A 7,933-nucleotide genomic window follows, 5' to 3' on the forward strand; every position below is an offset into this window, starting at 1 on the left:
ACGCCAAGCGCCTGGGGGTCAAGACCGACGAGCTGCTCATCTCCCAGCCCGACTTCGGCGAGCAGGCCCTGGACATCTGCGACCTCCTGGTGCGCTCCGGAGCCGTGGACGTGGTGGTCATCGACTCCGTGGCCGCGCTCATCCCCCAGGCCGAGCTTGAGGGCCAGATGGGCGAGACCCAGGTGGGCGGCCAGGCGCGCCTCATGAGCCATGCCCTCAGGAAGCTCACCGGCACCATCCACAAGTCCCGCGCCGTGGTGGTCTTCATCAACCAGATCCGCATGAAGATCGGCATGACCGGCTACGGCAGCCCGGAAACCACCACCGGCGGCAACGCGCTCAAGTTCTACGCCTCCATCCGCATGGACATCCGCCGCATCCAGAGCCTTAAGGATAAGGAAGAGGCCTACGGCAACCGCACGCGCATCAAGGTGGTCAAGAACAAGGTGGCCCCGCCCTTCCGCGAGGCCCTGGTGGACATCCTCTACGGCACCGGCATGAGCCGCGAGGGCGAGATCATCGACCTTGGCGTGGAGAACAAGATCATCGAGCAGAGCGGCTCCTGGTTCGCCTTCGGCTCCGAGCGCCTGGGCCAGGGCAAGGAGAACGTCCGCGCGCTGCTGGTGGAAAACGCCGAGCTGCGCCAGCAGATTGAGGACAAGCTCCTGGAGCACCTGGGCATGACTCCGCCCGCCTTCATCCCGGCGGCGGAAGAACCCGCTGCGGAGATTGACGAGTAGCACGCAGGCAGCCCCGTAACGCCCGCATCCATACATTATTTTGGAGAACGAAACCCGCATGAAAGCCGCAGAAATCCGCTCCCGCTTTTTGAAGTTCTTTGAAAAGAACGGCCACACCGTGGTGGAGTCCTCCACCCTGGTGCCCAAGGACGACCCCAGCCTGCTCTTTACCAACGCTGGCATGGTGCAGTTCAAGAAGGTCTTCCTCGGCCAGGAGAAGCGCGCCTACGTGCGGGCCACCACCAGTCAGAAATGCCTGCGCGTGGGCGGCAAGCACAACGACCTGGAGAACGTGGGACGCACCGCGCGCCACCATACCTTCTTCGAGATGCTGGGCAACTTCTCCTTCGGCGACTACTTCAAGGCCGACGCCATCAAGTTCGCCTGGGCCTTCATCACCGAGGAACTGAAGCTGCCCAAGGACAAGCTCTACGTCTCCATATATAAGGACGACGACGAGGCGGGCGAACTGTGGCAGCAGGTGGCGGGCGTGCCCGCCGAGCGCATCTACCGGCTTGGAGAGAAGGACAACTTCTGGTCCATGGGCGACACCGGCCCCTGCGGCCCCTGCTCGGAAATCTACGTGGACCAGGGCGCGGACATGGCCTGCGGCCCGGACTGCGGCATCGGCAAATGCGACTGCGACCGCTACCTGGAGATCTGGAACCTCGTGTTCATGCAGTTCGACCAGGCCGCCGACGGCACCCGCACCCCGCTGCCCCGCCCCTCAATCGACACCGGCATGGGCCTTGAGCGCATCGCCGCCGTGGTGCAGGGCAAGCGCTCCAACTTCGAGACCGATATCTTCCGCGCCCTCATCGACTACGTGGCCGAGAAGGCCAAGGTGAAGTACCACGCGGACAAGGACACGGACACCGCGCTGCAGGTCATCGCCGACCACAGCCGCTCCATCGCCTTTTTGATCACCGACCAGATCCTGCCGTCCAACGAGGGCCGCGGCTACGTGCTCAGGCGCCTCATCCGCCGGGCCTTCCGCTTCGGTCGCCTCATCGGCCTCACCGATCCCTTCCTGCACGAGACCGCCCGCCAGGTGGTGGCCCACATGCGCGATGCCTACCCCGAGCTTCTGTCCAACCAGGAGTTCATGACCAAGGTCATCCGCGAGGAGGAGGAGCGCTTCTCCCAGACGCTCGACAAGGGCCTGGTGATCCTGGAGGACGAACTGGCGCGGCTTGGGGCCGAGGGCAAGGGCGCGGGAATTTCCGGCGAGTTCGCCTTCAAGCTGTACGACACCTTCGGCTTCCCGCTGGACATCGTCAACGACGTGGCCGGCAAGCTCGGCGTGGCCGTGGACGAGCCCGGCTTCATGGCCTGCATGAAGGAGCAGAAGACCCGCGCCAAGAAGGCCTGGAAGGGCAGCGGCGAGAAGGACGTGGCCAGCATGTTCCAGGGGTTGCTTGAGGCGGGCGTGAAGACCCGCTTCACCGGCAGCACCCAGTTCGAGGACCAGGGCCGTATCGTGGCCCTTTTGAACGGCGAGGCCGAGGCCGTGGACAAGCTGGAGCAGGGCGAGGGCGGCTGGCTGGTGGCCGCGAGCACCCCGTTCTATGGCGAGTCCGGCGGACAGGAAGGCGACCACGGCGAGGTGCACACCGAAACCGGCGCGGCCGACGTGCTGGAGACCGTGAAGCCTGCGGCCGACCTCACCGTGCACAAGATCTTCGTCAACGACGGCGAGGTGCTGAGCGGCCAGACCGCAGACCTCACCGTGGACGCGCGCGGCCGTTTGGCGTCCTCGCGCAACCACACCACCACGCACCTCCTGCATGCGGCCCTGCGCCAGGTGCTGGGCGACCACGTGAAGCAGTCCGGTTCGCTCGTCGGGCCGGAGCGCCTGCGCTTCGACTTCACGCACATCGCGCCCATGACCCCGGCTGAGATCACCCGCGTGGAGCAGATCGTGAACCGCGCCATCCTGGACAACATCCCGGTGGGACGCGAGTTCGTGAGCCAGAAGGAGGCCGTGGCGCGCGGCGCCATGGCGCTGTTCGGCGAGAAGTACGGCGACACCGTGTGCCTGGTGGAAGTGCCCGGCGTGAGCATGGAACTGTGCGGCGGCACCCACCTGGTGCAGACCGGCCAGGCGGGCAGCTTCGTGGTGCTTTCCGAAACCGGCGTGGCCGCGGGCATCCGCCGCATCGAGGCCGCCACGGGCTGGAACGTGTTGGCGCACCTGCAGACCCTGCGCCAGGAGATGGGCGAGGTTCAGGCCGTGCTGAAGGCCCGGCCCGAGGAAGTGGCCGCGCGCACCAAGGCCATGGCCGCCCAGGTGAAGGCCCTGCAGAAGGAAGTGGAGCGCCTGCAGACCAAGCTGGCCTCCGGCGAGGGCGGCGCGCGCATGGCCGAGGTGGAGGAGATTGGCGGGGTCAAGGTCATCGCCGTCAAGGCCGAGACCGCCAGCATCAAGAGCCTGCGCGACCAGATGGACGCGCTCAAGAGCAAGCTGCCCTCCGGGGTGGCCATGCTCGCCGCGCCCACCGAGGACGGCAAGGTGGCCGTGCTTATCGCGGTCAGCAAGGATTTGCATGCAAAGTTCACAGCGCCCGCCCTCATCAAGGACGTGGCGGCGGAAGTGGGCGGCTCTGGCGGCGGCAGGCCCGACATGGCCCAGGCCGGCGGCACCGACCCCGCAGGAATCGACAAGGCCATCGCCAAACTGAAAGAGTTGGTGGCCAAGGCCTAGCAGACGTTTTGCGCCTTTCTGCGGGGTTGTCCCGCAGGAAAGACGAAGATTTTGGGTTGACAGGCTAAAACAAAGCCAGTAAGAGCCCTGTTTCCAGTTTGGATGAAGGAGCAGCCCTACATGAATACGTACAGCCCGGTCCCCGCGGACCTGAAGCACGAATGGTTTGTGGTCGATGCCACGGACAAAGTGCTTGGCCGTCTGGCCACTGAGATTGCCCACCGCCTTCGCGGCAAGCACAAGCCCGGTTACGCCCCCCACATGGATGGCGGCGACTTCATCGTCGTGGTCAACGCCTCGAAGATCAAGGTCACGGGCGACAAGCTGAACAAGAAGATGTACTACAAGCACACCTTGTACCCCGGCGGCATCAAGAGCCGCACCCTCAAGGTGATGCTTGAGAAGAACCCCGAGCTGGTGATCATCCAGGCTGTGCGCGGCATGATGCCGAAGAACCGCCTGTCCCGTCAGATCATCAAGAAGCTCAAGGTGTTCCCCGGTCCCGACCACACCCATGCCGCCCAGAAGCCTCAGGCTCTGGACCTGTAAAGAGGAGCGGAACCCATGTCCGATTTCAACTACGGCACCGGCAAGCGCAAGAACGCCGTCGCCCGCACCCGTCTGTACCAGGGCACCGGTCAGATCACCATCAATGACCGTCCCTACGAAGACTACTTCCCGCGCAAAACCCTGCAGATGATCGTGCAGCAGGCGCTGAAGCTGACCAAGAATGCCGACAAGTTCGACATCAAGGTCAACGTCGCCGGCGGCGGCGTGGCCGGACAGGCTCAGGCCGTCCGTCACGGCATCGCCCGCGCCCTGCTCCTGGTCGATCCCGAACTGCGCGGCACCCTGAAGAAGGCCGGGTTCCTGACCCGTGACGCCCGCAAGAAGGAACGCAAGAAGTACGGCCAGAAGGGCGCCCGCGCTCGCTTCCAGTACTCGAAGCGTTAAGCCGGCAAGGCTTCCCGCCTTCCCCGTCCAGCCCATTCGGGCCGGCACCCCACAAGGGTGTCGGCCCTTTTCGGTTTGGAACGCGGGGTAGAGAGTCTCTGGTGCGGCGTTCCCGCGTCTCGATAACCGGCCAATTGTATGCAGGATGAGCTGGTCTGCCCGCAGGGCGCAAAAAGAGCGAAAATTCCCTGTTGACAGCTTTTGCCTGAAAGGGTGAGGTGTGGCGCACCGAAGCATGCTGATCGATCTCCCCTTTGCGGGTCCAGGGGGTGCATGCCCCCTGGCGGAGGGGCCTGGGGAGGCGGAGCCTCACCAGCCAGTATTTACCTAGAACCGATGGAGAACTGAATGCGTCTGTCCAAAGCTTATGTCCCCACCCTGAAGGAAGTGCCTGCCGACGCCGAGGTTGTGAGCCACCGCCTGCTTCTGCGCGGCGGTTTCGTGCGCCAGCTTACGCGCGGCATCTACACCTACCTGCCCCTGGGCCTGAAGGCTCTGAACAAGGTGGCCGACATCGTGCGCGAGGAAATGAACCGCGCGGGCGCGCAGGAAATCCTCATGCCCATGGTGCAGCCCGCGGATCTCTGGGCCGAGACCGGCCGCTGGGAGTTCTACGGCAAGGAGCTGCTGCGCTTCAAGGACCGCGCCGACCGCGACTACTGCCTCGGACCCACGCACGAGGAAGTCGTCACCGACCTGGTGCGCGGCGAGGTGCGCTCCTACCGCCAGCTGCCCATCAACCTGTACCAGATCCAGACCAAGTTCCGCGACGAGATCCGGCCCCGCTTCGGCCTCATGCGCGGTCGCGAGTTCGTCATGAAGGACGCCTACTCCTTCGACCGCGACGAAGCGGGCGCGGACGTGAGCTACAAGGCCATGTACGACGCCTATTGCGCCATCTTCCGCCGCCTGGGCCTGGAGTTCCGCCCGGTGGAGGCCGACACCGGCTCCATTGGCGGCAACTTCAGCCACGAGTTCATGGTCCTGGCCGATACCGGCGAGGACACCATCGCCACCTGCCAGGGCTGCGACTACGCCGCCAACCTGGAAAAGGCCGAGGTGGTGGTGCCGGTGGACAAGTGCGACTGCGGCCACGACTGCCCGGCCCACAGCGAAATTCCCACCCCGGCCAAGCACACCGTGGACGAGCTGTGCGAGTTCCTGGGCATCGAGCCCGGCGCGCTCATCAAGACCCTGCTCTTCGACGTGGACGGCGCGCCCGTGGCCGCCCTTGTGCGCGGCGACCGCGAGCTGAACGAGATCAAGCTGAAGAACCACCTGCACGCCCAGGACGTGAAGCTGGCGAGCCCGGAGCAGGTCGTGGCCTGGACCGGGGCGCCCGTGGGCTTCGCCGGGCCTGTCGGCCTCAAAGCCGCCAATATCAAGATCATCGCCGACCGCGAGCTGGATTTCGACTGCGGCTGGATCACCGGGGCCAACAAGGCCGACCTGCACCTGAAGAACGTTGACCTGCGCCGCGACGTGAAGGTCGACGCCTACGCCGACCTGCGCAACATCACCGAGGCCGACAAATGCCCGCGCTGCGGCGGAACCATCCGCCTGCGCAAGGGCATTGAGGTGGGCCACGTGTTCAAGCTGGGCCTCAAGTACTCCCAGGCCATGAACGCCACTTTCCTGGACGAGAACGGCAAGGACCAGGTCATGGTCATGGGCTGCTACGGCATCGGCGTGTCGCGCATCGTGGCCTCGGCCATCGAGCAGAACCACGATGACGACGGCATCAAGTTCCCGCCGTCCATCGCGCCCTACGAAGTGGCCCTGCTCTCCCTGGCGGGCAAGGATGCCGAAGTGGCCGTCGCCGCCGACAAGCTCTACGCCGAACTGGTGGCCCAGGGCGTCGAGGTGCTTTACGACGACCGCGACGAGCGCCCGGGCAGCAAGTTCAAGGACGCCGACCTCATGGGCATGCCCATGCAGCTCGTGCTCGGCGGCAAGGGTCTCAAGGCCGGCATCATCGAGGCCAAGGACCGGCGCACCGGTGAAAAGCGCGAGCTGAAGCTGGCCGACTTCGCCGCCGAGTTCGCCAATTGGCGGCGCACCGTGCGCCAGGGCTGGGGCCTGGGAGTAGAATAAGGAAAGTAGAGTAGGAAAAGAGTCCAGGGGCGCCGCCCCTGGACCCCGCCAGGGGGTATGCACCCCCTGGACCCGCAGACCAAACAAGAAGCCCCGGAGCGCAAAGCGCTCCGGGGCTTCTTGTTTGGGGCAGACCGAAGGGCAGGCCGCAGTGAACTGCATGGGGAAAAGCCCTGCGGACGAAGGCGCTGGGGCGGAAAAACTATCTGGCGCGCAGCTCCCGCAGGAAGGCGTCCAGTTCCTTCATGAACTCCGGCAGCAGGTTTTCTTCGCCGCGAATCTTGCGCACCACCTCGCCCTTGCGGAACACGATGCCCGAACCGCGCCCGCCCGCGATGCCGATGTCCGCCTCGCGCGCTTCGCCGGGGCCGTTCACCACGCAGCCCATCACCGCCACCTTGAACACCTCGGGCACGTCGCGCAGCCGGCGCTGAACTTCTTCCGCCAGTTCGATGAGCCCGATCTCCGTACGGCCGCAGGTGGGACAGCTGATGACCTCCGGCCCGCGCTCACGCAGTCCCAAAGCCCGCAGAATGTCGTAGGCCACGCCGATTTCCGCCACCGGGTCGTGCGTCAGCGACACGCGCAGGGTATCCCCGATGCCTTGAAACAGCAGCACGCCCAGGCCCACGGCGCTTTTGACAGCGCCCGGCAGAAGCGTGCCCGCCTCGGTGACGCCGATGTGCAGGGGGTAGTCCACGCGGCTGGACAGAATCTGGTAGGCCTCGATGGTGTGCAGCACGCTGGAGGACTTGAGGGAAATCTTGATGTCGTGAAAACCCCGGCGCTCCAGAAGCGCCACATGCCCCAGGGCGCTTTCCACCATGGCCTCGGGCGTCGGCCCGCCGAAGCGCGCCAGCAAATCTTTTTCCACGGAGCCGCTGTTGACGCCGATGCGCATGGGCACGCCGCGCTCCTTGGCCGCGCGCACCACCGTGTCCACCTTGTCCTCGCCGCCAATGTTGCCGGGGTTGATGCGCAGGCCGTCCACGCCCGCCTCAAGGGCCATCAGCGCCAGGCGGTGGTCGAAATGGATGTCGGCGATGAGCGGCACCGGGGAATCCTTGCGGATGTGCGCCAGAGCCTTGGCCGCGGCTTCGTCCGGCACGGCCAGGCGCACGATCTCGCAGCCTGCCTTGGCCAGCTCGCGCACCTGGGCCGTGGCCGCGAACACGTCGCGCGTGTCCACATTGGTCATGCTTTGCACGCGGACAGGGTTGCCCCCGCCCACGCCCACCGGTCCCACCATCACAGCGTGTGTCTTTTTGCGTGTCAGCATAGGCCATGCACGTAGCGCACTTCCTGCCGTTCGCCAAGGGCAGGTGCGGGAGATGAATCCTGGGGCGCTGCCCAAGAGTCCGCAAGGGGCGCTGCCCAAGAGTCCGCAAGGGGCGCTGCCCCTTGAACCCCGCCAGGGGGTATGCACCCCCTGGACCCGCAT

General features: G+C 65.6%; 6 protein-coding genes. 5 read left to right on the plus strand and 1 reads right to left on the minus strand.

Translation table 11 applies throughout. The annotated features are described in order from the left end of the window. The 5 genes from recA to VN419_RS09215 form a co-directional block, all read left to right on the plus strand. A partial coding sequence (gene recA / locus VN419_RS09195) for a recombinase RecA (RefSeq protein WP_325646747.1) occupies positions 1-740 on the plus strand: 740 nt, incomplete at its 5' end. 58 nt (positions 741-798) lie between these two features. Continuing rightward, on the plus strand, positions 799-3,444 hold the full coding sequence (alaS, locus tag VN419_RS09200) for an alanine--tRNA ligase (RefSeq protein WP_325646749.1): 2,646 nt from the start codon (positions 799-801) through the stop codon (positions 3,442-3,444). Positions 3,445-3,564: 120 nt separating this feature from the next. After that, entirely contained in the window at positions 3,565-3,993 is a 429-nt protein-coding gene (gene rplM / locus VN419_RS09205; protein WP_325646751.1) for a 50S ribosomal protein L13, read from the plus strand. Positions 3,994-4,008: 15 nt separating this feature from the next. After that, positions 4,009-4,398 carry a 30S ribosomal protein S9 gene (rpsI, locus tag VN419_RS09210; protein WP_325646753.1) on the plus strand — a complete coding sequence of 130 codons (390 nt, stop codon included), beginning with the start codon at positions 4,009-4,011 and terminating at the stop codon, positions 4,396-4,398. Positions 4,399-4,746: 348 nt separating this feature from the next. Further along, entirely contained in the window at positions 4,747-6,492 is a 1,746-nt protein-coding gene (locus tag VN419_RS09215) for a proline--tRNA ligase (protein ID WP_325646755.1), read from the plus strand. Between the two features lie 202 nt (positions 6,493-6,694). On the opposite strand, the gene ispG is transcribed toward VN419_RS09215, so the two are convergent. Beyond that, positions 6,695-7,771, minus strand: coding sequence for a flavodoxin-dependent (E)-4-hydroxy-3-methylbut-2-enyl-diphosphate synthase (gene ispG, locus VN419_RS09220; protein ID WP_325646757.1), 1,077 nt, complete (start codon positions 7,769-7,771; stop codon positions 6,695-6,697). Positions 7,772-7,933: the final 162 nt, after the last annotated feature.

It is taken from the genome of Humidesulfovibrio sp., assembly GCF_035560995.1.
GTDB lineage: Bacteria > Desulfobacterota > Desulfovibrionia > Desulfovibrionales > Desulfovibrionaceae > Humidesulfovibrio.